Source organism: uncultured Ellagibacter sp., from assembly GCF_934636505.1.
In the GTDB taxonomy this organism is placed as follows: Bacteria; Actinomycetota; Coriobacteriia; order Coriobacteriales; family Eggerthellaceae; genus Ellagibacter.
Genome location: NZ_CAKUAL010000031.1, coordinates 1 through 23,946, shown reverse-complemented (window position 1 = coordinate 23,946; position 23,946 = coordinate 1). Strand labels below are relative to the sequence as shown.

20 protein-coding genes are annotated in these 23,946 nt (G+C 62.7%); 1 reads left to right on the top strand and 19 read right to left on the bottom strand.

The features are described from left to right. Positions 1 to 230: 230 nt before the first annotated feature. The 19 genes from Q0G18_RS05110 to Q0G18_RS05020 form a co-directional block, all read right to left on the bottom strand. Complete coding sequence (locus tag Q0G18_RS05110) at positions 231 to 923, bottom strand: YggS family pyridoxal phosphate-dependent enzyme (RefSeq protein WP_366769079.1); 693 nt, start codon at positions 921 to 923, stop codon at positions 231 to 233. Positions 924 to 930: 7 nt separating this feature from the next. Beyond that, entirely contained in the window at positions 931 to 1,773 is an 843-nt protein-coding gene (locus Q0G18_RS05105; protein ID WP_297150257.1) for a polyphenol oxidase family protein, read from the bottom strand. Positions 1,774 to 1,787: 14 nt separating this feature from the next. Then, positions 1,788 to 2,906, bottom strand: coding sequence for a cell division protein FtsZ (gene ftsZ / locus Q0G18_RS05100; protein ID WP_297150254.1), 1,119 nt, complete (start codon positions 2,904 to 2,906; stop codon positions 1,788 to 1,790). A 152-nt stretch (positions 2,907 to 3,058) separates the two neighbouring features. Then, on the bottom strand, positions 3,059 to 3,943 hold the full coding sequence (locus tag Q0G18_RS05095) for an FtsQ-type POTRA domain-containing protein (protein WP_297150251.1): 885 nt from the start codon (positions 3,941 to 3,943) through the stop codon (positions 3,059 to 3,061). A 76-nt stretch (positions 3,944 to 4,019) separates the two neighbouring features. Next, positions 4,020 to 4,946 (bottom strand): UDP-N-acetylmuramate dehydrogenase, encoded by a 927-nt coding sequence (gene murB, locus Q0G18_RS05090; protein ID WP_297150248.1) that lies wholly within the window; start codon positions 4,944 to 4,946, stop codon positions 4,020 to 4,022. A 3-nt stretch (positions 4,947 to 4,949) separates the two neighbouring features. Continuing rightward, positions 4,950 to 6,359: a UDP-N-acetylmuramate--L-alanine ligase gene (murC, locus tag Q0G18_RS05085; protein ID WP_297150245.1), complete on the bottom strand. Its 1,410-nt coding sequence runs from the start codon at positions 6,357 to 6,359 to the stop codon at positions 4,950 to 4,952. Positions 6,360 to 6,402: 43 nt separating this feature from the next. After that, positions 6,403 to 7,524 carry an undecaprenyldiphospho-muramoylpentapeptide beta-N-acetylglucosaminyltransferase gene (murG, locus tag Q0G18_RS05080; protein ID WP_297150241.1) on the bottom strand — a complete coding sequence of 374 codons (1,122 nt, stop codon included), beginning with the start codon at positions 7,522 to 7,524 and terminating at the stop codon, positions 6,403 to 6,405. Positions 7,525 to 7,528: 4 nt separating this feature from the next. After that, complete coding sequence (locus tag Q0G18_RS05075; RefSeq protein ID WP_297150238.1) at positions 7,529 to 8,875, bottom strand: putative peptidoglycan glycosyltransferase FtsW; 1,347 nt, start codon at positions 8,873 to 8,875, stop codon at positions 7,529 to 7,531. 14 nt (positions 8,876 to 8,889) lie between these two features. Then, positions 8,890 to 10,389 (bottom strand): UDP-N-acetylmuramoyl-L-alanine--D-glutamate ligase, encoded by a 1,500-nt coding sequence (gene murD, locus Q0G18_RS05070; protein WP_297150235.1) that lies wholly within the window; start codon positions 10,387 to 10,389, stop codon positions 8,890 to 8,892. A 30-nt stretch (positions 10,390 to 10,419) separates the two neighbouring features. Further along, complete coding sequence (gene mraY / locus Q0G18_RS05065; RefSeq protein ID WP_297150232.1) at positions 10,420 to 11,457, bottom strand: phospho-N-acetylmuramoyl-pentapeptide-transferase; 1,038 nt, start codon at positions 11,455 to 11,457, stop codon at positions 10,420 to 10,422. Continuing rightward, positions 11,457 to 12,926 (bottom strand): UDP-N-acetylmuramoyl-tripeptide--D-alanyl-D-alanine ligase, encoded by a 1,470-nt coding sequence (gene murF, locus Q0G18_RS05060; RefSeq protein ID WP_297150229.1) that lies wholly within the window; start codon positions 12,924 to 12,926, stop codon positions 11,457 to 11,459. The genes mraY and murF overlap by 1 nt, the downstream gene beginning before the upstream one ends. Position 12,927: 1 nt before the next feature. Continuing rightward, a complete protein-coding gene (locus Q0G18_RS05055; protein WP_297150226.1) occupies positions 12,928 to 14,427 on the bottom strand; it encodes a UDP-N-acetylmuramoyl-L-alanyl-D-glutamate--2,6-diaminopimelate ligase in 1,500 nt (499 codons plus the stop codon). 10 nt (positions 14,428 to 14,437) lie between these two features. After that, positions 14,438 to 16,090 carry a penicillin-binding protein 2 gene (locus Q0G18_RS05050; RefSeq protein WP_297150223.1) on the bottom strand — a complete coding sequence of 551 codons (1,653 nt, stop codon included), beginning with the start codon at positions 16,088 to 16,090 and terminating at the stop codon, positions 14,438 to 14,440. A 393-nt stretch (positions 16,091 to 16,483) separates the two neighbouring features. Next, on the bottom strand, positions 16,484 to 16,939 hold the full coding sequence (locus tag Q0G18_RS05045; RefSeq protein WP_296061537.1) for a cell division protein FtsL: 456 nt from the start codon (positions 16,937 to 16,939) through the stop codon (positions 16,484 to 16,486). Positions 16,940 to 17,017: 78 nt separating this feature from the next. Continuing rightward, positions 17,018 to 17,974: a 16S rRNA (cytosine(1402)-N(4))-methyltransferase RsmH gene (gene rsmH / locus Q0G18_RS05040; RefSeq protein ID WP_297150260.1), complete on the bottom strand. Its 957-nt coding sequence runs from the start codon at positions 17,972 to 17,974 to the stop codon at positions 17,018 to 17,020. A 12-nt stretch (positions 17,975 to 17,986) separates the two neighbouring features. Next, on the bottom strand, positions 17,987 to 18,481 hold the full coding sequence (locus Q0G18_RS05035; protein ID WP_158050213.1) for a division/cell wall cluster transcriptional repressor MraZ: 495 nt from the start codon (positions 18,479 to 18,481) through the stop codon (positions 17,987 to 17,989). A gap of 925 nt (positions 18,482 to 19,406) precedes the next feature. Continuing rightward, entirely contained in the window at positions 19,407 to 20,297 is an 891-nt protein-coding gene (locus Q0G18_RS05030; protein WP_297150218.1) for a site-specific tyrosine recombinase, read from the bottom strand. Next, on the bottom strand, positions 20,290 to 21,897 hold the full coding sequence (locus tag Q0G18_RS05025; RefSeq protein WP_297150215.1) for a CTP synthase: 1,608 nt from the start codon (positions 21,895 to 21,897) through the stop codon (positions 20,290 to 20,292). Before Q0G18_RS05025 ends, Q0G18_RS05030 begins: the two co-directional genes overlap by 8 nt. Positions 21,898 to 22,085: 188 nt before the next feature. After that, on the bottom strand, positions 22,086 to 23,345 hold the full coding sequence (locus Q0G18_RS05020) for an S-layer homology domain-containing protein (RefSeq protein ID WP_297150212.1): 1,260 nt from the start codon (positions 23,343 to 23,345) through the stop codon (positions 22,086 to 22,088). A gap of 383 nt (positions 23,346 to 23,728) precedes the next feature. Here Q0G18_RS05020 and Q0G18_RS05015 point away from each other — a divergent pair. Further along, a partial coding sequence (locus tag Q0G18_RS05015) for a DUF1846 domain-containing protein (RefSeq protein WP_297150209.1) occupies positions 23,729 to 23,946 on the top strand: 218 nt, incomplete at its 3' end.

Here is a 23,946-nt window from a genome sequence, read left to right as displayed (position 1 = left end):
TATTCGGAGTAATCGTCCTCGTAGTCGCCGTAGTCATCGTAGTCGTCGTAACGGTCGTTCGAGCGACCGCGCACGGCACCGCCGCCGAAACCGAGTTTCGATTTGAGTTCGTCCAACATGTCTTAACTCCGTTTCCTTTCTTCCTGGCAGCTCCAGTTGTGGGTTGTCGTGCATCGTTTACAAGCCGCGTTGCGTGCCGGAAACGCACGTCAGGGTGGAAGGAGGCGACCCTAGAATGCGTCGCTGAAAATCGCCCGTCCGATGCGAACTATGGTAGCGCCCGCACGAACCGCCTCTCGCCAATCTTCGCTCATGCCCATAGAAAGTTCATCGAACGCCTCGGCGCTTGGCGCGGGGAGGGAGGCGCGAACCTTCTCCGCAAGCTTCGCCAAACCCTCGAAGCAGCGGCTTGCGATTTCCAAGTCGCCTTGCGGGGCCATCGTCATGAACCCGCGCACGCGCACGTTGGGAAGCGTCTCGCACACATCGACGAGAGCCTCTGCCTCATCGGGCGAAACACCGCTTTTGCTTTCCTCGCCCGAGACGTTCACTTCGATGAGGATGTCCTGTACGATGCCCTTCTCGCGGGCGACTTCATCGATCTTGCGCGCATGCTTCTCCTGATAGACGGAGTGGATAAGCGATGCGGAGTCAACGATATCGCGGATGCGCCGCGACTGGATGTTGCCGATGAAGTGCCAGCGGGCATCGGGGAACGCCTGCGACTTGGGAACGATCTGGTCGGGGCGGTTCTCGCCGAAGTCTCGCGCACCTGCAGCGTACGCCTCCCCCACGCCCTCGACGCCGACCGTCTTGGAGACCGCGACGAGTCGCACCTCTTTCGGGTCCCTGCCCGCAAGGGCGCACTCCTGCGCGAGTTCCTCTTCGACCTTTTCATAACGCTCGGCTATTCCCATTGTCATAAACTCCTTACCTTGAACGGAAAGCAAGTGCACCATGGCGACCGCATACGCCGCCCGACGCACGATACGAGAAGAACCTGTCGGGCTCGCACTTCGTGCAGGCGTGCGCAGACGCAATCCGCTCGCGCGAAAGACCCGCCGATTCGAAGTCGAGGATGAGCGCCTGCTCCAAGTCGACATGGCGCGCATCGGGCACGCAGCCTGGCCCGATCTCGCTTGCGAAGCGCTGCGCCACATCGGGCCCCGTCTCGAAGCACGATGCGCAGATATGCGGTCCGATATAGGCGTTGAACTCGGAAGGAGCCGGAGCATCATGACCGAGCTCGCGCGCATCGAGAGCGGCAAGGCGTTTGCAAGCTGAAGAGGCGATACGCGCCACAGCTCCACGCCAGCCCGCGTGAACCACCGCCACACGCCCCGTCGGCGATACGATGATCACGGGAACGCAATCGGCGAAGCAGAGGAGCGCAGCAACGCGAGGGCAGGAAACAATGAGCCCATCGGCACCCGCGTCCGCGGCATTTTGGATGCCACGCAGCGCTTCGGGGTCGGACGTCACGATGTTCACCAGGTCGGTTCCGTGTACCTGGTTGGGCACGACGAGCGGCATATCGGGCTCGCCGAGTGCGCAAAGGAGCGCACGTCGGTTCCCGAGGACGACGTCACGGTCGTCACCAACATGAGTTCCCAAGTTAAGGCTTGCGTAATCGCCCTCGCTTGCCCCTCCCGCACGGCCTGTGAAGGCAATACGAACCGACGACGCGCCATACAACGCGTCGTCGGTGAAAAGCGGAATCGAATCGATTGTTCGGGCAGCGAGGCGCGGCAACGGCAGGCTTGATGCCACCATGGCCGATTACCTCCTTAGCGCTGACGCCTCAAGAAATCAGGAATGTAATCCTCGTCGGCGAAGCGGCCTGCGCTCGGTGTGGTCGAGAAAGTAACCGGAGCGCTGCTCGGCGCCGGGGTCGAATCCGTCGACGCGAACAGATCCTTGCGCGAGAAGTCGAGCGAAGACTGCTGCGGGGCGTTCATCTTGAAGCCGGTGGCGATGACGGTGATGCGAACCTGATCGCCCATCGACTCGTCGATAATCTGGCCGTAGATGATGTTCGCATTCTCGTCGGCGCATGCCTCGACGGTGCGCGCGGCCTCGTCGACCTCGGTCAGCGTGAGGTCGGGACCGCCAGCGATGGAGAACAGCACGCGGGAAGCGCCCGCGATGGATGCCTCGAGCAGGTTGGAGTTGGTCGCCTGCTGCGCCGCGTCGAGCGCACGGTTCTCGCCCGTCGCGATGCCGATGCCCATCATCGCCGTACCCGCGTCCTTCATGACCGTTCGGATGTCCGCGAAGTCGAGGTTGATGAGGCCCGGGATGGTGATGAGGTCGGTGACGCCCTGGATGCCCTGGCGCAGGGTATCGTCGGCGATGCGGAACGCATCGAGCATGCTCGTCTTCTTGTCGACGATTTCAAGCAGTCGGTCGTTCGGAATGACGATGAGCGTATCGACTTTCTGAGAGAGCAAGTCGATACCCTGATCGGCCTGGTTGCGACGAAGGCGCCCCTCGAAGGAGAAGGGCTTCGTCACGATGCCGACGGTCAGCGCGCCGATTTCCTCGCGCGCGATTTCTGCGATGATGGGAGCGGCGCCCGTACCCGTGCCGCCGCCTTCGCCAGCAGTGACGAAGACCATGTCGGCCTCGGCGAGTGCCTCGCGAATTTCTGCACGCGACTCCTCGGCTGCCTGGCACCCCACTTCGGGGTTCGCGCCCGCACCGAGCCCGCGCGTGAGCTCGTCGCCGATGTGGATCGTCTTATCGGCGTCCGACATGAGCAAAGCCTGGCGGTCGGTGTTGACGGCGATGAACTCGACGCCCTTCACGCCCGCTTCAACCATGCGGTTCACGGCATTGGTACCGCCGCCGCCTACGCCGACGACCTTGATGACCGCCAAATGCTCGGAACCTATTGTGTTTGGCATTGTATCCTCCACACCTGCTGCGATTAAAATGCTGCGTTTCCCACTGTGGGTGCAGTTTTACCTGCGTTATTGTACACGATGATACCTCGATTGCAAATTGCACGGGTCGAGGCCTTCGGCCGAGTCCATGAAAGTGCCACTATTGGGCTGCTTTACAAGGACCGCCACGTCGGGCGATCGACCACGCGCACGTTGATGTAGGCGACCTTGCCCGGGTTGTCGTTGAGAATCTGCAGGCACACGCGCTCTTTCTCGCGAATGTTCTGGGCAGGTCCGAACGCAATCTCCACGCCGCTTTCGAGCGTGAGCTTCGTCGATTCCGCATCGGTCGCGGACACGGACTTCACCTGATTGGCAAGATCGGTCGTCATACCGGAGACGATCGCAAGCGCGTTGTTCACGTTCTCGTCGGTGCACTTCGTCCCGGTTTCCGCCGAGGTTCCATAGGGCACGTCGGTGATATGGAGCGCGTTTTGCGCGTCGTCGTAAATGCGCTGGTTGAGCGATTGGCCGAGCTGAGTGTCCTGGTCTGGAATAGCCATAAGCCACATCCCGTCCGAGGAGATCGCCCAGGGCTGGGTCGACTTCGCATCCGATGTGGGAACCTCAACGACCGCGGCCACTGTGCGCTCGGTCACGACGATCTGGAGCGTATGGGGGAAGATACGGTTGCACGAGACGCTTTTCACCCACGCATCGCGCAGAAGGCTGTCTTCTATCGCCTTCGTATCGACGCGCAGAAGCGTCTCACCCTCGGGCACCGACACGAGCGCCTGCAGATCGGACTGGGTGAGGTGCTCGACGCCTTCGACTTTGACCTCGTCAATCGAGAAGACGCTCGAGAAGTACAGGACCGCGGCGCATGCGAGGAGGACCGCGATCGCCCCGAGGACGATTCCAAGCTTCACAAGATGGCGATGGTAGCTTGCGCGCACGCGCTCGGCGCGGCTTGCGCGCTCAATGTCGCCCACGCTTCGGGAGCGATAGCGCACCGAACCGCCCTCAACCGCACGCCCACCTTGGACGGAGCGCGGCATGCCCGAGCCCGGCGTGCGCGACGACTGTGGACGCGCAGAAGACCGCGGGCGCGGGGCCGGTGCGTTTTGGGGACGCCTATTCGAAGCCGAGGAGCTTGACTTCCGGCTTGAGCGCAACGCCATAAGCTTCCATTACCTTCCCCTGGACAAGTTCGATCAACGACAACACATCGCGGGCCGTCGCATTCCCCGTGTTCACAATGAAGTTCGCATGGACATCGGAGATGCGCGCGCCGCCGACGGCACTACCTTTGAGCCCCGCACGCTCGATCAAGTCGCCTGCCGACGCACCTTCGGGGTTCTTGAAAACGCTTCCGCATGAGGGCTGACGCAGTGGCTGGGTCGCCTTGCGGCGCTTGAGCGAGGCCTCCATCTTCCCCCTGATGTAGAAGGGGTCGGCAGGCTCCATGTTGAGCTCGCACTCGACCAGTATCTCGTCGGAGGGAAACGACGAGCAGCGATATCCCCACTCGATCTCGCTGCCGTGGCGGCGCACAAGGCCCCCCTCGGCCGAGAACGAGGTGACGCTCTCCACGCGCGCACCGAGCCATTCGTCTCGAGAGCCGGCATTCATGCGCAAGGCCCCACCGACAGACCCCGGCGTGCCCACTGCGAACTCGAGCCCCGCGAGCGAGCGGCGGAAAGCCTCCTGCACAGCGGCGGAAAGCGGCACGCCGGCACCAAGCATGAGACGCGATTTCTCCTCATCGTAGCGCATGCTGCGGAAGTCGCGCCCAAGCACGATGACCGCCGCGTCTACGCCCTCGTCGGCGACAAGCAGGTTCGAGCCTCGACCGACAATGTACCATTTCTCGTCCATGGCTTTGCACGCCTCGAGCACGCGCGCGAGCGCACCCACCGAGTGGACGCGGGCGAAATAGCGGGCCGGCCCACCGATGCGGTAAGTGGTATGACGAGACATAGGCTCGAATGGGTTGATTTCCCCGTCGAAGCGCTCGTCGACGAGCAGCGCCTCGAGCGGCGAGGCGTGACGTGCGACCATGAGTTACTCCCCCGCACCAGCGTCCGCCGCGCCGAGCGCTTCGACAAGCTGCGGGCCGATCGCCGTGACGTCGCCCGCGCCCATCGTGATGACCAAATCACCCGGCTTTGCAAGGGCGGCCATATGGGGCACGACATCGAGGCGGCGCGGAACATAGCTTGCCGCAGGATGCCCGCTATGGTCGAGCACGACGTTCAAGAAGGTCTTGCCCGACACGCCGGGGACCGGCGCCTCGCCGGCAGGGTAGACGTCCATGAACGTCACCGTGTCTGCATCGTCGAACGCTGCGCCGAACTCGTCGTGGAGCACCTCGGTGAACAGCGGCGCGCGCGAGTAGCGGTGCGGCTGGAACAGAACGTGAACGCGGCTGAAGTCGAGCGTCTTCGCCGCGGCGATGGTTGCCGCGATCTCGGTAGGATGATGGGCGTAATCGTCTACCACCGTGACGCCCTGCGCCTTCCCCACCAAGTCGAAGCGACGACGGACGCCCGCGAAATCGGCGAGCACGCAGGCCGCCTTCTGCACGTCAAGCCCGAGCGCCCAGATGAGCGTGAGCACTGCTGCGGCGTTAAGCACGTTGTGCACACCGGGGTTCTGCTTGACCTTGCCTTCGACCTGCGTACCGTCGGGAAGCTCGAGCGTGAAGGAAGAACCCACGCCATGCGGGCCGTAAGATACGACGCGCGCGTCGCATTCCTCCCCCAGACCGTACGTGATCGCGCGGGGGTGCACCTCGCGCGCCGCACAGACGAGCGCTTCCTCCTCGCCGCACACGACGACGGGGCCGTCCTCGGGGACGGAAGCCATGAACTGCTTGAACTTCTCGAAGATCTCGCCGAGGTCCTTGTAGTGGTCAAGATGGTCGGCCTCAATATTGGTGACGATGACGCCCGCGGGAGAGAGGAACGTGAACGACTTGTCGGACTCGTCGGCTTCGACCACGTAGTATTTTCCCGTGCCGGAATGCGCGTTGGTCCCGTAGGAGCGGACGATGCCGCCGATGAGGAACGTCGGGTCGAGGCCCATGCCGTCAAGCGTGCTCGCGAGCATGGAGGACGTGGTGGTCTTGCCATGCGTGCCCGCCACCGCGAGCGTGTCGAGCCGCTCGCCCAAGCGCGCGAGCATCTGGGCACGGTGGATGACGTTGAGGTTGCGGCGGCGCGCTTCTTCGAGCTCGGGGTTGTTGTCGAGAATCGCCGTCGAGATGACGACAGTGACGTCGTCACCTTCGGGCACGTTCTCCGCCGCCTGGCCGATGGCCACGGGGACGCCGTAGCTTTTCAGCTGCTTGGTGTAGCGGCTCTCCTTGATGTCGGAGCCGGTGACGACCATGCCCTGGTCATGCGCCACATGCGCGATACCGCTCATGCCCACGCCGCCGACGCCGATGAAATGCAAACGTTCAGTGCTCATAGTGATCGATCCCACCCGTTGGTTTCCCGTTATTCCAAAGAGCCTATTGTAGTCCATGGTCAGCCGAAGACGCGGCGCCCATCACAACATCAGCCAATTTCGCCGCCGCATCGGCAGTCTTCTGCTCACGAGCGGCCGCGGTCATACCCGCGCGCAAATCCGCGTCGTCGATAAGCGAGAACACAAGCTGCGCAAACTTGTCTGAGCCCACCTCAGCGTCGGGAATCATCTCCGCGCACCCCGCCGCAACGTAGGCACGGGCGTTCGTGGTCTGATGATCGGCTGTCGCATGGGGGTACGGCACGAGCAGCGCCGGGATGGCGCGCGCCGAGATCTCGGCCAGGGAAGTCGCACCTGCGCGCGACACGATAGCGTCGGTCGCGGCGAGCGTCTCGCCCATGCGGTCCTGATACCCCATGACGTGCCAGCGCTTCGCCTCTTCCTCGGTGAGCGCGAGCTCGGCGGTCGTGCGATCGAGCTCTTTAGGGCCCGTGATATGCACGACATGCAGGTTCTCCCGCGAGAGCAGTTCGGACTTGAGCGCCGCGATTCCCTCGTTGAGCTGGCGCGCGCCCAGGCTTCCGCCGAAAACGAGCAGCATAAGCGCGTCATCAGGTATCCCGAGCATCCGGCGGCCTTCCTCGCGCGTTGCGAGAAGCACCTTCTTGCGCACCGGGTTGCCTGTCACGTGCACCTGAGTGGCAGTCGGAATGGCAACGCCCTCCTTCGCACACTCGTAAGTCAAACACACCGCACGTGCCTTCTTGGAAAGCTCCTTGTTCGCAAGGCCCATGACGGAGTTCTGCTCATGGACGACCACGGGGATGCCCATCTGCTCGGCCGCACGGGCGACCGGAATAGAGACATACCCGCCGAAGCCAACGACCGCGCTCGGCTTGATCTCGGAGAACCAGCGCTTGGCTTCCTTCGTCGAGTGAGAGATAAGCTTGAGCGCCTTCACGAGCGAGAGGGGGTGTTTGCGGTTGAAACCGGATGCCTCGAAGGGCTGAAACGCGATGCCCGCTTCGGGCACAAGGCGCGACTCGACCCCGCGCGGCGTGCCGGCGAAACGCACCTCCACCCCCCGCTCTTCAAGCACCTCGGCGAGCGCAAGCGCAGGATTGATATGACCAGCGGTTCCCCCACCCGACAATACGACGAGCATACGACTACCTCCTTCGAGAAGACGACCGCCCTGCAGCCGTCTGAGATTCCGTGCGATTCGATGCGGCCCTCTGCGCACGGCCGCCATCGTAGGACCGGTCCCTCGTGGACCTGCGAGCCCCCGAGCGGGCAGCATCCCGCGGGCTATCGCCTACACCGTCTTCCTCGCGCCTGACAACGCGCAGGCTCGAGCGGCGGCGATCGAACTCGTCGGAGGAAGCCGCATCACGCGATACGGACAGGATAAGCCCCACCATGATGAGCGATGCCAAGATGGATGAGCCTCCCGACGAGATGAACGGCAGGGGCTTACCCGTCGTGGGGAACACGCCAATAGCGCACGCGATGTTCAAGAACGCCTGGAAAACGAGGGCGATTGTGAGCCCGCCCGCAATCATCATGGAGAAATCGTCGCGAGCCGATCGGGCAATGAGCGTGCCGGTGTAGAGGACGCCCAGAAAGAGGGCGATGACGGCAAGGCAGCCGACCATGCCGAGCTCTTCGCCGATGACCGCAAACACGAAGTCGCTATCGCTTGCGAAGAGATACTGGTACTTCTCATGCCCATTACCAAGGCCGACGCCGAAGATGCCGCCTTCGGAAAACGCGAAATACGAATGCATGATGTTGTAGCCGCTACCATAACCGCCCTGGCCGTCGTCCCAAGGATTGAGAAAGGACCAGCGGTCAGCACGATAGCCCGTGCCGAACATGGCGATAAGACCGAAAACGACGATTACGACAAGAATGATGGCGATAGCGCCGATCGGAAGCTCGCCGTACCACAGCACCGCAAGTACCGCAACGATGCAAATCATCGTGGTGCCCAGGTCGGACTGCGTTTTGTAGATGACCAAAAGAGGCACAAGCACGAGCAGGAAGAACCCTGCAAAGCAACGTCTCCCGCTGATCTCGCCCGAAACGAAATCGGTGTAGATGCGCGCGGAGACCAAGACGAACACGATCTTCGCGAACTCGGAGACCTGGATCGTCACAGGACCGAGGCGCAGCCAGCGCTTAGCGCCGTAGTTGTCGACGCCGACGAGAGCCGTCAGCAAGATAACGACGACGAGCAACGCTAATGCCGCCCAAAGCCACTTAGTTCTCCATATCGACACCGGAATGAAGCGGTAAATCGCGAACGCGATAAGCGCACCGAAAACGGCATACATCACCTGGTCGGTCAGGCTTTTGAGCGCATCGACCCCGTTGTTGATGTTCGAGATCGATCCCGCCGAGTACACCATCACGAACCCGATGAGCACGAGCGCGAGCACGCAGAGCAGAAAGCCGATGCGCGGACCGTGTATCGATGCGGGGACGGCGTTGCGGGAACGCTGGGTTCTGGGCATGCGAAACCACCCCGCTATGCCTCTGCCGAGCGGACGGCGACAAGTTCCTTGAAGACATCGCCGCGCTGCTCGTAGCAGGTAAACTCGTCGAAAGAGGAGCATGCGGGGGAAAGCAAGAGCACGTCTCCCGGCTCAGCTGCCGCAAGGCCCGCGTCGAGCGCATCTTCCATATGATTCGCCGCAATGACGGCAAGCGTGCCGCCCTCGCCCGGGCACTCGCCGCCGAGTGCCGCAAGAAAGCGATCGCGCGCCTCGCCGAAGATCACGACGGCCTTGGCGTGCTTATGGGCGGCGTCAACGAGCGGAGCGAGGTCCGTTCCCTTGTCGTGTCCGCCAAGCAGCACGATCGGACGCGTAGAGCCGAAGGCCGAGAAGGCCTTGAGCGTCGCGTCGACGTTGGTTGCCTTGGAATCGTTGTAGCAGGCCACACCGGCAATGCTACCGCAGGGCTCGATGCGATGCTCGAGCGGCGCGAAGGAGCGAAGCGATTGGGCGACGAGCGCGTCGTCAATACCGAGCGCGATCGCGCAAGATGCCGCGACAAGAGCGTTCTCCGTGTTGTGAGCGCCCTTGATTTGCAGGTCGGATGCAGCGCACAGCCGATGCTCCACACCCCGAAACGCAACCGTGAGCACGCCGTCAGCTGAGACGAACGCGGCGTTCTCTGATCCGCAGCGGGCGCGCATGTCACCAGCGATCCCGTCTTTGGTGCCGACGGGGACATAGTCGAAGCCGCGCTCGTCAGGCGTCATGGTGCGTAGCTCGCGGATACGCGCGCGAACCGCGTCGTCGGTCGCGCAGAGGACAGCGGTGGAGTTCGGAGCTTGCGAGAGGTTTGCTATCACCTTCCACTTCGCCGAAGCATAAGCGTCAAGCGTCCCATGCCACTCGATGTGGTCGGGGGTGATGTTCAAGAGCACCGCAACGTTCGGGGCGAAGCGCGAAGTCGACTCGAGCTGGAATGACGACACCTCTGCCACATACACGTCCGTTTCTCCCGCAGCAACGCGGGCAATACAGGCATCGCCGATGTTACCGACAGCGTGCGCCGCAAGACCTGCGTCTTCGAGCAGATGGGCAGCAATTGACGTGGTCGTGGTCTTGCCGTTCGTGCCCGTAATGGCGACCCACGTGCTCGATTCGTCGGATTCGCGCCACGCGAACTCGACCTCGCTCACCAACTCGGCGCTCGCCGCCTTCGCGGACTGGAAGAATTCAGAAATCTCGGGAATGCCGGGGCTCGCGATGCATAAATCGAACGAGCCGCCGACAGCCTGCGCAAGAGGGGCCACGGCGTCGTTTCCGAACTCGACCGCGGCACCCGCAGCCTTCGCCCGCTTGGCGTCGGCATGAGCCGCCGGAGTATCGCCGCCCGCTGCCACGGCAAGCGCGTCCACGCGCGTGCCCAAAAGCGGCAGCAGGTAATCAAGTGCTGCATGCCCGCTTTTGCCCAGTCCCAAAACAAGGACGCGCCCCAGATGCTCGGGCGCGTATTTCTTACCTTCGATCAGCATGGACGTTCCTTCCGAGAAAACCTGCATGCGCTACGCCACGGCCACAAGGGACTCGGCGAAGTAGATCGAGAAGCCGATTGCCGCCAAAACTCCCGAAACGATCCAGAAGCGCACGACGACCTTCGTCTCGCTCCACCCCTTCTTCTCGAAATGGTGGTGCAAAGGCGCCATGAGGAAGATGCGCTTGTGCGTCTTCTTATAGTAGAACACCTGGATCATGACGGAGAGCGCCTCGGCGACGAACAGGCCGCCGATGATGATCGACACGAACTCGGTCTTGGTGAGGACGGCCAAGCATCCGAGCGCCATGCCAAGCGCAAGCGAGCCGGTGTCGCCCATGAAGATGTCGGCCGGATAGGAGTTGAACCACAAAAACCCGATGCATGCGCCGGCAAGCGCACCGGCCACGATGGCGGAGTCGAGCGCGTCGGTACGGTAGGCAATCGCAGCCATGACGATCATAACGATCATGACCGTGCCCGCGGCCAAACCGTCAAGACCGTCGGTCAAGTTCACGGCGTTGCACATGCCTACGAGTAGGATGTTCACAAAGATAAGGTAGAGCCACGGGATGGAGAAGTCCCCGATCTGCGTGGTCAGGATGCCGAAGTCGAGGTCCACGACAAACGGGATGTCAACGGTGGGCTCGATGCCGAGGAAGTTCACCGCGACAAGGCAGAACGCCGTTGCGATGATGAACTGCCCGATAAGCTTCGCCTTCGGGGTAAGCCCGAGCGAGCGTTCCTTCACGACCTTCTCGCCGTCGTCGGCAAGACCGAGGGCGCCGGCAAGCACCGTCGCGATGACGAGGGCGAACGTCTCGGGCGAGGGCATGCCGATGAGCAACACGGTAGCCACAACTGCGATCAGCATGATAAGTCCGCCCATCGTCGGCGTACCCTGCTTCACGAGGTGGCTTTCGGGGCCGTCCGCGCGAACCTGCTGGCCGATGTGCGACGAGCGAAGCGCGCGAATAAACGCAGGCATGAGCGCCATCGTGATCACAATGGAAAGCACGACGGCGAGGAACACGACGAACGTGGGATATTGCGAGAATATGCTGAACATCAGTCGACCAATCCTTCAACGACCCTCTCGAGACCAACGGAATGCGACGCCTTCACGAGCACCGCGTCCCCTGGCCCGACGAGCCCCTTCACAACTTCAAGCGCACCCGCTGCGTCAGCGGTGCGGAAAACACGATCTTCGGGCATGCCGCCCTCTTCGGCGGCCTCGGCGATAAGGGATCCCAAATCACCCACGCTCACGAGCCGATCGATGCCGAGCGCTGCCGCAAGAGCACCCATCTCGCGATGGCCCGCAGGACCGAAATCCCCCAGCTCGCCCATGTCCCCGAGGACGGCGATGCGGGAACCCGCGACGCGCATCGCGGCGAAAGTATTGAGCGCCGCGCGCATGGAATCGGGGTTCGCGTTATACGCATCGTTCACAACCGTGAAGCCCCCGCGCGCCACGAGCATCTCCTGACGCCCCGACTCGGGCTTGGCAGCGCCGAGCGCCTCGACGATTACCTCGAGGGAAAGCCCCGCAGCGAGGCCCACCGCCGCCGCCGCGCACGCGTTGTGGACGTTGTGCAGGCCGGAGAGCGCAAGCGAGCAGGTAGCGCTCTCGCATCCCGCATCGCCCGAGAACCCGCGCGCGAAAAGGGTAAACGAGGCACGGCCCGCATCGTCGAGCGAGATATGAGTCGCCCAAACCGCACGCCCCGCGCGCCAGCCGCAAGCCGCATCCTCGCAATAGTTTCCCGATCCGTCGAAGCACACTGCGCTTACTCCGCGCTCGGCTCCCCGAGCGTTGTCCCACACGAAGTCCGACATATCGTCGGCACCGTTCAGGAAAGCGATGCCGCCTTCGGGAAGCGCGGCGATGAGCTCGGATTTGGCGCGCGCGATATTCTCACGGCTGCCAAGCAGCTCGATGTGGCTTTCGCCGACTTGCGTGACGATTCCCCACTCGGGGCGCACGAATGAGCACAGCGACTCGATTTGCCCGAGTCCGCGCATGCCCATCTCGACCACGACGTTGCGGGTATCGGCATCGGCGGCGAGCAGCGTGTTCGGCACGCCGAGTTCGTTGTTCTGGTTGCCGCGCGTAGCCGTGACGCTTCCCGCGCAGGCGAGCACGTCGCGCACGAGGTTTTTGGTGGTCGTCTTGCCGTTCGAGCCGGTCAGGCCCACGACGCGGCCGCGCAAACGCCCGCGCCACGCTCGGGCGAGGTCGGTGATGGCCTCCTGCGCGTCATCCACAAGCAGAATCGCCGCCCCGAGTTCTTGCACGCGGGCGACCATCTCATCGGGAAGCGCCCGCGTGACGAGCACGCAGTGCGCGCCTGCGGAAACGGCGGCGAGAACAAAGTCGTGTCCGTCGACTCGCTCACCTGCGAGCGCGACGTAGAGCGAGCCCTCGCCCGCTGTGCGGGAATCCCACGTGACGGACGCAATCTGAGCATCCGGGTTCGGAGCCGCGACAATGCGCGCAGAGACCGCCTCTGCGATTTCGGTTACGGAAAGTTGCAAGCTAGTTCGCCTCCGCTGCAGCGCCGGCAAAACGGCGCTCAAGTTCCTCGCGCGCAACGACGCGGTCGTCGAAGGACAAGACCTCGTCGCCTACGAGCTGGTAATCCTCATGCCCCTTGCCAGCGATGAGAACCGACGTGTTCGCGTCGGCAAGCTCGATTGCGCGGCGAATCGCGCTGCGGCGATCGGGCACGACTTCGTACTTGTCCTGGGAATCGCCCATGCCGGCAACGATGTCGGCGATGATGGCGTCGGGGTTCTCGTGGCGCGGGTTGTCGCTCGTGACGATGGCGTAGTCCGCAGCGAGGGCCTTCCTACCCATGAGCGGGCGCTTCCCCGCATCGCGGTTGCCGCCGCAGCCGAAGACGACGATCGTGCGGCCGTGGCCGAGCGCCATGATGGAGCCGAGCGCCTTCTCAAGCGCATCGGGGGTGTGCGCGTAGTCGACATACACCGACACGCCGCCGTCATGGGGCGTGCGCACGCGCTCGAGGCGGCCGGGAACGGGAGTAGCGTCCTCCAGCGATTTCGCGATATCGGCCGCAGGGATGCCCAGCATGAGACCGACGCCGAACGCCGTCATGATGTTGGAAACGTTGAAGCGCCCGACAAGCGGGTAGGAGAACGCGATTTCCTCGCCGCGAACGGACAGCACGACGTCGGTTCTTGCCACGCCGTAATCGACCTTCACGGGGTGGATAGCCGCCGACTCGTCAAAGCCGGTCGTCACCACCATGTCGCCCGCCTTCATGCAACGGCGGTTAAGCTCGGCGCCCCATTTGTCGTCGATGCAGATGACGCGGCGAGCTGGATAATCGTGAGAGAAGAGCAGGGCCTTCGCCTCGAAGTACGCCTCGAACGTGTGGTGGTAGTCGAGGTGATCCTGCGTCAGGTTGGTGAACGCCGTCACCGAGAAACGCGTGTCCCACGTGCGGCACAGATCGAGCGCATGGGAGCTGACCTCCATGGCGACGCAATCACATTTCGCATCGCGCATGCGCGCAAACAGGTGCTGTAAGTCGCTCGACTCGGGAGTGGTGTGCTCGGACTTCTCGTGCACGTCGCCGATGGTTGTTCCGACGGTGCCGATGACGCCCGTCTTCTTCCCCGCCATGCGCGCGATGTGCTCGACGAGGTAGGTCGTGGTGGTCTTGCCGTTGGTCCCCGTGACGCCGACAAGCGAGAAGGCTCGCGAGGGGTTGTCGTAGAACTGCGCGGCGGCATAAGCGAGCGCCTTGCGCGAGTCGGCGACGACGACCTCGGTCACGTCGGTCGCATCGGCCAGGTAGAGCTTGCGCTCCACGATGAGCACCTTCGCACCGCAGTCGATTGCGTCCTGCGCGAAGGAGTGACCGTCAACGGCGAGGCCCACGATGCAGAAGAACGCATCGCCGGGCTGCACGCGATCGGAGCGATAGGCGATGCCCGAAACCTCTTCAGATGGATTGCCGAGAATGGTGCAATTGAAGCCTTCGAATAAATCCGCACACGTTTTGGCCATGTTGTCTACCTCACTCCGGCTGAATCTTGTATCGATCGATGGCAAAGGCCATTATATCCTTAAAAACATTCGACACGTTTCCTTGGCTTGGGACCTCGTTGAGTCCCACAAAACAAACTAATTGGCTCGACGAGTCGGGCAAAAATCCCTCGAAACACAGGTTGTAGACCCCTTGACGGTACACGCCGCCCTCCGCGATTTCCGCAGTCGAGGTCTTGCCCGCCACCGAGTAGCCCTCTATCTGGGCATTCTTGCCCGTACCATCGGTGACCACCGTTTTCAGCATGTCGGTGATGGTCGGGATGGCAGCCTTGTTCTCAATCACGTCCTCGGTATCGTAGGTAGGCACCTCGCCTGTCTGCGGCTTGCTCACCAAGAAGTGAGGCGTCACCTCGACCCCGTCGTTGGCAAGCGCCCCGTAGAAGCGCACGAGCTGGAGCGGCGTCACCGCGACGCCCTGCCCGAAGCTCACGTTCCACCCTGTGATCGTGGCCCAGTTCTCGAGCGGCTGAAGCGTGCCCGAAGCCTCGCCCGGGTAGTCGACGCCCGTCTTCTCGCAGAGGTTGTACTTCTGGATATGCTCGTAGAGCTTGGTAAACCCGTCAGTCATCTTCTGCACCGAAAGCGAGATGCCGACGTTTGAGGACTGGTCGAGGATTTGGCGGAACGAGAAGGTCTGGTCGGAGCGCTCGTGCGCGTCGGAGACCTTGTAGCCGTCGGCCTCGATCACCGCGGGGCAGAAGAGCGTGTCGTCAGGCGTCATCGCTCCCTCTTCCAAGATGGTCGTCGCCGACACCGTCTTGAACACCGAGCCCGGCTCGAAGGCCTGCGTAATTGGTTTTACCTGGTCGGAGCTAGATTTCGCGCTCGTCATGTCGGAGGGGTCCATGTAGGGCAGCGAGGCGATGGCATAGATTTCGCCCGTGCCCGCGTCCATCACGACCGAGGAGCCGCCAGCGGCGGTCATGTCCTCGGCGGCCTCGGCGACGCGGTTCTCCACATATTCCTGCAGCTCGATGTCGATCGAGATCATGATGTCCTGGCCGTCGACCGCAGGCGTCTCCTCCTTGACACCGCCGGGGATGGGAAGGCCGTTTTCCCCGCGCTCGGCGGTGTAGGTGCCCGGCGTGCCGGAAAGAATGTCGTTGTATTGCAGCTCGAGGCCCGTGATGCCCTCGCCGTCGACATTGCAGTAGCCGATAACCTGGCCGCCGATCTGGCCGCAGGGGTATTCGCGCCGCGTGTCGGCGATGAAGTAGACGCCATCGAGGGCAAGCTTCTTCACCTCGGCGGCGGCATCGACATCCGCCTGGCGCTTCACGTAGACGAAGGTGATGGACTCCTTCGAGAGCAGTTCCCGGTACGTCGACGCGTCGCCCCCGAGCACGTTGGCGATGGCCTGCGCCTCCGCCGCCGCGTCGGTGACCTCGGCGGGGTTCGCATAGATCGTCGTCGCGTCGACGCTCTTCGCGAGCACCGTACCGTTGCGATCGTAGATCGTGCCTCGGTGGGGTGTGGTGGTGAACGAGATCGTGCGCGCCTCTTCGGCCATCGCCGAATAATGGGCCGACTCGATGACCTGGAGATATCCCAAGCGCAGGAAGAAAATTGCGGCGATGGCGGCAAAGATAAGCAGAAGGACGAAGGGACGGTTCGAATTCACCCTCTCGGCGGTATGGCTTGAGTTGATGCGCTCGGCAGCGCCGCCAACCGCTCTCCCAATGGAGCCGCCGACGACACCAACAGCGCCAATGATGTTGGAAAGCGTGCTTTGAGAAGAAGCCGCCCCGCGAGAGGCGCGCTCATCGCGGGGGCTGCGCGAACCCCTCGCGTCGCGGGCTGCTCGCGACGAGCCCGCCTCGCGCGATGGTCGCTGCGTGCGTGATGGGGAAGACCCGCGACGCGAGCGCTCGCTCGGACGGGAGGTGCCCCTGCCCTGCGAGCGAGTGCGGGACGATCGCCCCTCGCTGCGAGAAGTATTCGCTCTCCCCCCTTCGCGCCTGCGGGGATAATCCCCGTCGCGCATGTCGCGTCTGCGGTCGGTCATATCCGCCCGCTAGCTCCGCGCGGCGGCGGCCAGACTCTGGGAAAGCGAGAGATTGCCCGAGCCGTCGGTCGCGACGATGTCTTCGGGCAGCACGATTTTGCTGGTCGACTCGGGCGCAGCCATGCCAAGGGCGGTCGCCTCGGATTTGATGCGGGACGGATTGGAAAGACTGCTCTGCGCCACCTCGAGGGAGCTGCCCTCGGAGCGCGCGGTGTCGATAAGGCTGTCGTAGCTCTTCGACTCGATTTCGACGTTGACAGCAGCGGCAGTAAGCGCGATGCGGGCGAAGGCCACGAGCGCAAGCACCACAAGGGCTACCGCCACCACCCGGGCGAGCGCGATGATAGCCGGAGAAAGCGTCTCGACATGGGGCTTGCCACCAGGAACGACAGAGATGCGGGGGCGTTCAGGATAACGCTCGGGCACTCGCTCTGCGGCGCGCGTATATGCAGGAACAGCGCTCATGCCCCACCCCTTTCTTTCGTTTAATCGGCATTTCAGGCAACGACGCCCCCGAAGGGGCGACGTGGGTTCGCTATTCGGTTAGAGCTTCTGCGCGACGCGTAGCTTCGCGCTGCGGGCCCGAGGATTGCTCTCTATCTCCTCAGGCGTCGGAAGTATGGGCTTCCGCGTGACAACCTTGAGTATCGGCTCTTTCCCGCACACGCAGACCGGCAGGTCCGGCGGGCAAGTGCACCGGTTCGCCATCGAGGCAAACGTGTCCTTCACAATCCTGTCTTCCAGCGAGTGATAGCTGATGACGGCTATCCTGCCTTTCGGATTCAGCCAGCGAATGGCGGCGTCCAAACCTCGACGCAGCACATCCAGCTCCGAGTTGACTTCAATCCGAAGTGCCTGGAAGGTTCGCTTCGCGGGATGCCCGCCTGCACGTCTGGCCGAAGCGGGGATGGCGGCCTTGATGACCTCCACCAGCTGCCCGCTGGTCTCGAACGGCTCCTTCTCGCGCTCGCGCACGATGAAGTCGGCGATTCTCGATGCCCACTTCTCATCCGAATAGGCGCGGATTATCCGAGTGAGATCTGCTGCGTTGTAGGTGTTGACGATCTCTGCTGCGGTTTGAGTTTGTGTACTCGGATCCATCCGCATGTCAAGGGGGGCTTCTTCTTTGAAGGAGAAGCCGCGTGACGGCGTATCGATCTGCACGGAGGAAACGCCGAGATCGAACAGGATAGCGTCGATTCCGGGCACCTCGGCAGAGGTGAGAAGTCCATCGAGTTCCCCGAAGTTGCCGTGAAGCAATTCGAGCGCGGGGCGAGTTTGCTCCGGCAGCGACCCAAGCTTCTTGCGAGCGGCGGCGAGCGCCACTTCGTCTTGGTCGATACCGATGAGCGTCCCCTCGTGCCCAAGCCGCTTCGCGACTTCGAAGGAATGCCCTGCCCCGCCGAGCGTGGCGTCCACGAACGTGTGCTGTGTTTGTAGTGTAAGTTGTTCGAGGCACTCGGCGAGCAGGACCGGTGTGTGCCGATATTCGCTTGTCATTTCGCTCACGTCTTACTCCGCTAGGTCGAGCAACATCGAGATATCGGTGTCGTCGATCACTTCGTCGTAACGCTTCGCGTCCCAGATCTCGAATCGACCGGTGTTGCCGATGACGACGACGTCCTTGTCGATGCCGCATTTCTCGCGGGCATCGGCGGGAAGCATGATGCGGCCGGTCTTGTCGACCTCCACGTCCTTCGCAAGCGACTTGAGCTTCAGCATGATGTGCCGGCACTCGCGCTTGGTAGGGTGCTTCTTCTCGACGAACGAATCGAACAACTTGGTGATCCATGCCTCGAAATCGGGCGTTTCGAACACGTAAAGGCATTCGTTGTCCAGATCCCTGGCGACGACGAGCTGGGTTGAAAGCACTTTGCGGAATTTCGCGGGGAGAGACACGCGGCCCTTGCCGTCGACCTTGAAGCGGTATTCGCCGTTGAGAACCACGTCGCGACGCGGCGCGACCTCTTCGGCTACCTCCTCGATCTGTTTGGCATCGTCCGTCATCTGTTCCCTTCGAAACCCTGCAGTGGCTTCCAATGCATTGCATTCTATCCCACAATCTCCCACTTTTCAATCATTTCATGGGATTCGATGCTCATTTTGGACGCTCTGAGCTGCACCGTCTTCATTGAACGCGTCGTGCAGCGCAAGATATTGGGCGGAAAAATAAAAGAGCCCAAGATATGGGCTGTGCATCGCGGTGGGGCGATGTGGGGGGTTTGTGTGGGTGTGGGAGAAAGTGGGAGCCGCGAACGGCGAGTGGAGCGAGCGGGTGGAGGGCGAGGGCGCGGCGGGCGGGAGCGCACGGCGAGCAGCGTATGGGCGATTCGAGCGTCACGCAGCTCGCTCAGCGGACCCTGCGCGTGCAGCGAGACAGCAAGGCGCGATGAGCCCATCGTCCTCGGCGACGTGCAGCCCCTGCGCACGAGGCGAGCAGCGAGATGCAATACGCCCGTCTCCCCGATCCTTCATCCGGATTCGAGATCGGAGATTGGCAAAACTATAGGGACACCCCCCACCTCACTGCCTGTACAAGATTGACGATAAGTTGTGAAGGGGATGTGAAGTTGACTAGAAAGTCGACCTAACTGTCCCGAAAATATCCCAACCAAGCGAATATCAACCTGAGTAAATCTACAATTTCGTATATTTTGAGGAGTAGTACACGATTTCTTCACAACAAATCGTCATTTTTGTACATCGACTCCAAAGCGATGGCGAAAACATTGACGGGTTGGTAGGCTGGCCAGTCGGCTGGCTGGCCAGATAGCTGACCGGGCGGGTGGATTGGTCGGCCTGCGGGACGGCGGCGCGCTCGCCCGCATTGCGCTCAGAAGCTGCGCAGCCTTCGCTCCATGTGGCCGAGCACGCCGCCTGGCCATTGCTGGCTTCCGCCTGGAGGCGACTGGCTGGCTGAGGAGAACGCCCCCTACGCGCGCGGGTGCGCTGCGAGATATTCCTCGCGGATATGTGAACGGTCGACGTGCGTGTAGATTTGAGTCGTCGAGATATCGGAGTGGCCGAGCATCTCCTGGATAGCTCGCAAATCGGCCCCACCCTCGAGGAGATGAGTCGCGAAAGAATGGCGTAGCGTATGAGGATGCAGATTCGTGACGCCGATGGAAAGCCCGGCGCGTGCGACGATCTTGTGCAGGCTCTGCCGCGTGATCCTTCCGCCGCGCACGTTCAGAAACACCGCACCACCCGATTTCCCGCGCCCTCCGTCGAGAACCCGGCGCGCGTTGTCGAGATACATCGACAGCGTGCGTAGCGCGGCACCGGAGATGGGGGCGACGCGCTCCTTTCCGCCCTTTCCCCGAATGCGAAGATACCCCTCGTCGAGCGCGAGGTCGGCAAGATTCAAACCGCATGCCTCGCTCGCACGCAGGCCGCACCCGTAGAGCACCTCAAGCAAGGCGTGGTCGCGCAAGGAGGCGGGCGTGGAATCATCAGCGCACTCCATAAGCGCGCTCACCTGGGCGATCGAGAGGACATCAGGCAAGCGATCGGGAGTTTTGGGCACGGCGATCAGGTCAGCGGGGCTCGTGGCGATGACTTCTTCCCTCACAAGATAGCGGTAGAGCCCCTTAATCGCCGAAAGCCGACGCTTCACCGACGTGGGAGCGAACCCACGCTCGGAAAGGTCGGCTTCGTAAGCGGCGAGCGCCGCGCGATCGGCGTGGGCGACGGACCCCAGCCGATTGCGCTCCAGAAACGACGCGTAATCGGCGAGGTCGCGTCCGTACGCCTCGATCGTCCGCGGCGAGCGCCCGCGCTCGATGCGCAGGCAGGTCAGGTATTCCGAAATCGGATCAACCACGGTATTTGCCGATCGCGGCGGCGTGCACAAAAGCGCTGAACAGCGGATGGGGGCGCGTCGGGCGGCTCTTGAACTCGGGATGGCCCTGGCTTGCAACGAACCACGGGTGGTCAGGAAGCTCGATCATCTCGGTCAGGCGGCCGTCGGGCGACACGCCGGAGATGACGAGACCTGCCTCCTGAAGGCGATCGCGGAAGGCGTTGTTCACCTCGTAACGATGGCGATGGCGCTCGTAGATGATCTCCTCGCCGTACGCCTCGAACGCGCGCGAGCCCGGGGATACCTTGCAGGGGTAGGCGCCCAAGCGCATGGTGCCGCCCTTGTCCTCGATGTCCTCCTGCTCGGGCATAAGGTCGATCACGGGAAATTCCGCTTGCTCGTCGAATTCGGCCGACGTGGCACCCGGCATGCCGGCGACATCGCGGGCGAACTCGCATACCGCTGCCTGAAGCCCCAGGCAGATGCCGAGGAACGGAACTTTGTGCACGCGGGCATAGCGCGCCGCGGCGATCTTCCCCTCGAAGGCGCGCTGGCCGAAGCCGCCCGGCACGAGGATGCCGTCCATCGATCCGAGCGTCTCCTCGGCATTGTCGTCGGAAAGCTCCTCGCCATCGATGAGGTGCACTTCCACGTGGCGCCCCTCGTGGACGCCCGCATGCCCGAGCGCCTCGATGACGGAGAGATACGCATCCGGGAGCGAGACGTACTTGCCCACAACCGCGATGTCGACCTGGCCCTCGCAGTTGTCCGCCGCCTCGAGGAACGACTTCAGCGGCGTCAGGTCGATCGGGCGCACCTCAAGCCCGAGCTTGTCGAGAACCTTCACGTCGAAACCCTGCTCATCGAGGGCAAGCGGCACCTCGTAGATGGAGGGCGAGTCGACGCAGGCGAGCACGTCCTCGGTAGCCACGTCGCAGAACAGCGCGATCTTCTCGCGCACCTTGTCGGTGATTTCGTGGTCAGAGCGGCACACGATAAAGTCGGGCTGCACGCCGATGGAGCGCAGCTCCTTCACGGAATGCTGCGTCGGCTTGGTCTTCACCTCGTGAGCTGCGGCGATGTAGGGGACGAGCGTCACGTGAACGAAGAGCACATCGCCCGGATCCTTCTCTTTCTTAAACTGGCGGGCAGCCTCGATGAACGGCTGGGACTCGATGTCGCCGATCGTGCCGCCGATCTCGGAGATGACGATGTCGGCGTTCGATTGGGAAGCGATGCGGCGCAAACGTTCCTTGATGGCCTCGGTCACATGCGGGATGACCTGCACGGTTCCGCCGAGGAAGTCGCCGCGGCGCTCGCGCGCGATAAGCGTCTGGTAGATGGAACCTTGCGTGAAGTTGGACTCACGCGAAAGGGACTCATCGATGAAGCGCTCGTAATGGCCCAAGTCGAGGTCGCCTTCATGACCGTCATCGGTAACGAAGACCTCGCCATGCTGGAACGGGCTCATGGTGCCCGGATCGACGTTCAGGTACGGGTCCATCTTCTGCATGGTTACCTTGTAGCCGCGCGCCTTGAGCAGATGCCCCAAAGACGCCGCCGTGATGCCCTTGCCCAATGATGAGACAACGCCGCCCGTCACGAAAATATGCTTGGCCATGATTCTCCTTCTGCTGCGCAACCGAAATGCTATCCAACCACATGAGTTACGGCCTCAGGCTGCGCGAGCCGATACGCTCGGACGCGGCCAGGCGAACTCCAAACGTTCGTTCATTTTACTCGAACGGAAAAATCGCGCGGGGAGCGCGCCTGGCATTTAACACATCAGTAACGAAGAAGAACGGCGCACTACCCCAGTGCCAGAACGTCGCGCGCGAGGACAGTGACCATCTTCGCCGTCGCCGCACGGTCAGCCACGAATTGCGGAAGCGCATTGTTCGAGCCGTTTGCGGGGGAACCCGTCAAAACGCCTGCCTGGGCACACCAGGCGACCGCGTCGCGCGCCCAAGGCGAGATCGCGTCCGCATCGTCGAAGATGTCCAGGTTCGACAGATCGGCCGCGGTGTTCGCACCTGCGATCTTGTTCGCGTAGTTCGAGATCATCTTGGCGAGCTGCTCGCGAGAGACCTCCATGTCGGGCGCGAAATCGTTCGTCCCATCCCACCCGTTCACGACGCCGACCTCGCGCGCCCAGGTAAGCGCCTCGCCGTAGAAGTCCTCGTAGTTCGCGTCGTCGAACTGAGGCTTTTCAGAAGCGACCTGGGGCTTGCCCGCCACGCGCCAAAGAATGGTTACCGCCTCGGAGCGCCGCAAGCCGTTCGCAGGCCCGAACAGGGTCGTGCCCGCATAGCCGGTGATGTAGCCGTGGTCGAAGACGTAATCGATGACGCCCGAGTCGACGAACCAGTCGCCGTAGAAGCAGTCGCTGAAATGCTCGGAGGGAACGCGTCCGTCGTCTACGTCTGCCGACGCATACGAAATGCGCACGTTGCCCATCCAGTCGCCGTAGCGCAGCGTGAGCCCACGCGAGGAGAGCGATTCCGGCTCGAGGCCGGAAGTCCTATCGGGGTCTAAGATGATGAAGTTGCTGGTGGAGAGATTGTCCGGATTGTCCACGCCCTCGTAGCCGATGACGGTGACCCAGTGCTGCGAGCCGCTTCCCGTGGTTACGTAGAGGACGACCGGGTGGCCGTCGTTGATGGCGTTATAGAGCGTGCGGAGCACCTCCGCCTCGCTCCCGATGACGCGGCAGTCGAACTCGTCGGTCATGTTCTTGCCGTAAAACCCGCTCTCGCCGTAGGCGCCGCCATTGTAGTCGAACTCCGCCCACGTGTGCACCGTGCCCGTCGTGATGGTCTTCGCATACGCCGCGGCGTAGCCCAAACACGACCCGCCCGTGTGCTGAAGCCCCACCTGGTTGATAAGGGCCTGGTCGAACTTGAGCATGCGCCCGTTCGACTGCAGCGTGATGCGGGCCTGGTCCGCGACCGACGAGGAGCCATCGCTTGCCGCCAGAGCGACAGGCGGAAGGGAGAGCGCGGAGGCGAGGGCTATCGTGCAAGTGACGGCGACGGGGCCCTTGAGAAAGCGAGACGGTCGAGAAGCCATGAAACCTCTTATCCGGACGAAAGGCCGCGCCCCTCGTCCTGCAGCGGGAATTCGCGAAACCCGCCGATCGCGAGAACATAAAACAGCGTCGATTGTAGCATGAGGGCCTCACGTCTCCACTCGCGCCTGCGCGCCCCCTCCATAACGCCAGGTGAGAGCCTCCCTGTCCCAAGCAAGCCGAGGGGCATCAATGTGCGCCCCGTTCCCGATTGACGCGAGCCCCGTTCCCTATCGTGAGTCCCCGCGCGACGGACGCCGCCCCTTCTCATCTTTGAATCTTCGATTCGAAGCGCAAGCCCGCGCGCCGAGCGCCGCGGCCATCCTATATAATGGTTCGGTTCATGGGTATACAAGGGTTGCGGAAAGCGAAAGGTCTCGATCATATGCGCCAAGGATTCGACAACGACAAGTACATCGCACTTCAGGCAGAGCACATCAGGAGCCGCATCAACCAGTTCGGGGGCAAGCTTTACCTCGAGTTCGGAGGCAAGCTCTTCGACGACTACCACGCAAGCCGCGTGCTCCCCGGGTTCGAGCCCGACAGCAAGTTCCGCATGCTGAAGACCATGGTCGACGAGGTCGAGATCATCATTGCGATCAA

Excerpts from the sequence above, each read along its gene's own strand:
- murG (WP_297150241.1), bottom strand. The coding sequence starts at position 7,524 with ATGCTCGTCGTATTGTCGGGTGGGGGAACCGCTGGTCATATCAATCCT.
- Q0G18_RS05105 (WP_297150257.1), bottom strand. The coding sequence starts at position 1,773 with ATGGTGGCATCAAGCCTGCCGTTGCCGCGCCTCGCTGCCCGAACAATC.
- mraY (WP_297150232.1), bottom strand. The coding sequence starts at position 11,457 with ATGTTCAGCATATTCTCGCAATATCCCACGTTCGTCGTGTTCCTCGCC.
- Q0G18_RS05075 (WP_297150238.1), bottom strand. The coding sequence starts at position 8,875 with ATGCCCAGAACCCAGCGTTCCCGCAACGCCGTCCCCGCATCGATACAC.
- ftsZ (WP_297150254.1), bottom strand. The coding sequence starts at position 2,906 with ATGCCAAACACAATAGGTTCCGAGCATTTGGCGGTCATCAAGGTCGTC.
- Q0G18_RS05095 (WP_297150251.1), bottom strand. The coding sequence starts at position 3,943 with ATGCCGCGCTCCGTCCAAGGTGGGCGTGCGGTTGAGGGCGGTTCGGTG.
- murB (WP_297150248.1), bottom strand. The coding sequence starts at position 4,946 with ATGGTCGCACGTCACGCCTCGCCGCTCGAGGCGCTGCTCGTCGACGAG.
- rsmH (WP_297150260.1), bottom strand. The coding sequence starts at position 17,974 with ATGACAAGCGAATATCGGCACACACCGGTCCTGCTCGCCGAGTGCCTC.
- murD (WP_297150235.1), bottom strand. The coding sequence starts at position 10,389 with ATGCTGATCGAAGGTAAGAAATACGCGCCCGAGCATCTGGGGCGCGTC.
- Q0G18_RS05035 (WP_158050213.1), bottom strand. The coding sequence starts at position 18,481 with ATGACGGACGATGCCAAACAGATCGAGGAGGTAGCCGAAGAGGTCGCG.
- murC (WP_297150245.1), bottom strand. The coding sequence starts at position 6,359 with ATGAGCACTGAACGTTTGCATTTCATCGGCGTCGGCGGCGTGGGCATG.
- Q0G18_RS05110 (WP_366769079.1), bottom strand. The coding sequence starts at position 923 with ATGACAATGGGAATAGCCGAGCGTTATGAAAAGGTCGAAGAGGAACTC.
- Q0G18_RS05025 (WP_297150215.1), bottom strand. The coding sequence starts at position 21,897 with ATGGCCAAGCATATTTTCGTGACGGGCGGCGTTGTCTCATCATTGGGC.
- Q0G18_RS05055 (WP_297150226.1), bottom strand. The coding sequence starts at position 14,427 with ATGGCCAAAACGTGTGCGGATTTATTCGAAGGCTTCAATTGCACCATT.
- Q0G18_RS05045 (WP_296061537.1), bottom strand. The coding sequence starts at position 16,939 with ATGAGCGCTGTTCCTGCATATACGCGCGCCGCAGAGCGAGTGCCCGAG.
- Q0G18_RS05020 (WP_297150212.1), bottom strand. The coding sequence starts at position 23,345 with ATGGCTTCTCGACCGTCTCGCTTTCTCAAGGGCCCCGTCGCCGTCACT.